The 1,883-nt window shown below is 62.7% G+C and carries 2 protein-coding genes; both read left to right on the forward strand.

Features of this window, described 5'->3' with window-relative positions; translation table 11 throughout:
* Positions 1-348 precede the first annotated feature (348 nt).
* Entirely contained in the window at positions 349-1,152 is an 804-nt protein-coding gene (locus EN935_RS33840) for a glycosyltransferase family 25 protein (protein ID WP_127266089.1), read from the forward strand.
* 90 nt (positions 1,153-1,242) lie between these two features.
* The coding region (locus tag EN935_RS33845; RefSeq protein ID WP_206534636.1) for a nucleotidyltransferase domain-containing protein at positions 1,243-1,883 on the forward strand (641 nt) is incomplete at its 3' end.

Genomic DNA, 1,883 nt, shown 5'->3' on the forward strand with positions numbered 1-1,883 from the left:
TGATAGAGATGGCCATCATGCTCGGCCGTCGGTTTGCCGGCGGCCGGGTCGACGATCATGCCGCAGACCGGGTCGCGCAGCAGGGCCGGATCCTCGGCCGCAGCTTTCGCGGCGCAGCAGCCGCCATGCACATGGTGGCCGTGGTCTGAATGTGTCATTGCGAAATGCCTCGATGTTTCTGCTTCGAGGGTCAGGTAGTGCTTCCAGTAACTGGAAGGTCAAGGCCTGTTTCGACTTTTTGCATCACCGGCCCGGTGCGCGCGATTCTCCCATAAAAAGTCCTTACGCGGCAACATCGCCGCTGCTAGAGAGCCCCGGTGGTCTCGGAAGGTGAAGAGTTCGTCGGTAATGAAGCGTCTGGTCATCAATCTCGATCGGTCTCCTGAGAGGCTTGCCCATATGACGGCGGAGTTTGCCCGCATTGGCGTTGCGTTCGAGCGGGTGGCCGCAATCGATGCCAGGGAACACCCGGACCTGGTGTTGCAACCGCAGCACGCCATGCATGCCATCCGCCCCCTGTCGGGGAGCGAGATCGCCTGCTTGCACAGCCATCGCACCTGCTGGACGATCATTGCACAAGACGAGGCCCCGTACGGCGCCGTGTTCGAGGACGACATGGTGCTTTCCGCGAAGGCCGGCGCGCTGCTTGCCGATACGAGTTGGATTCCGGCCGATGCCGATGTCGTCAAGCTCGAGACCTTCTTTGCCAAAACCATGATCCAGCGCAGAAGGATCTCCGTTGGCCGCGGTTTTTCCATATTCAGGCTGCGTAAGAGCCATGTCGGGGCTGGCGGTTACCTGCTCTCGAGGCAGATGGCGCGCCATCTTCTCGATGCAACCGCACAGGTCAACGTGGCTGTCGATGAACTCATCTTCGATCTGGCTCTCCCGAGATCGGCGCGCAAGACGATCTACCAGCTCGTTCCCGCTGTGTGCGCGCAGGACCAGTTCGTCGGCGACAGACTGCCAAGCCTGCTTGAGCAGGAACGGGAAGCCGCACGGGTCGCAAGCGGGCTTGCCGTAAAACGCAGGAAACCGACCGCCCAGAGAATCACGAAAGAGGCCGGGCGAATTCTACGCTGGATCATCGATTTCTGCAGATTTCGGCAACATATTGTCGTCCCTCTCGACCGGATCGAGGCAAACGACTAGGCCGCTTTCGGGGCTGGCCTCCCGCCCCATACCCAGCGCCGCGAAAACGCGCTATAGACGCCGCCGAAAAGGCAAGGCCGACTTGGACATATGGCAAGAATCTCCCTGAAGCTCGACGAACTGATCGACGGCGAAGCCTTGCGCCGCGAGATGGCCGCGCTGACCGCGGCCACGGCGGGCGACGGTTCCGGACAGGCCGCGCGCAGCGGTGTGCTCCAGCTGCTCAAGGGGCGGTTGGCCGAGGGGCGCACCATTGCCGAGCGCATGCTGCGGGACGATGGCGGCGGCAGCGCCTGCGCGGCGCGGCTGTCGCATCTCATGGACGAGATCATCCGGGCGCTTTACGATTTCGCCGTCACCCATGTCTACCGGGTCAAGAACCCGTCTTCGGCGGAGCGCATGGCCGTCGTCGCTGTCGGCGGCTACGGCCGCGGCACGCTGGCGCCCGGGTCCGACATCGATCTTCTGTTCCTGCTGCCCTACAAGCAGACGCCGTGGGGCGAACAGACCGTCGAATACATGCTCTACATGCTGTGGGACCTCGGGCTGAAGGTTGGCCACGCCACCCGCAATATCGACGAATGCCTGCGCCTGTCGCGAACCGATGTCACCATCCGCACCTCGATCCTCGAAGCGCGTTTCCTGTGGGGCGACGAAAAACTCTATGACGAACTGATGCTGCGCTTCGACCATGAGGTGGTGCGCACGACCGGCCCCGAATACGTCCAGGC

Origin of the sequence: Mesorhizobium sp. M7D.F.Ca.US.004.03.1.1, from assembly GCF_003998635.1 — a bacterium.
Lineage (GTDB): Bacteria > Pseudomonadota > Alphaproteobacteria > Rhizobiales > Rhizobiaceae > Mesorhizobium > Mesorhizobium loti.

Bases quoted from the DNA above. Each gene is read 5' to 3' on its own strand.
- EN935_RS33840 (WP_127266089.1), top strand. From the start codon at position 349: ATGAAGCGTCTGGTCATCAATCTCGATCGGTCTCCTGAGAGGCTTGCC.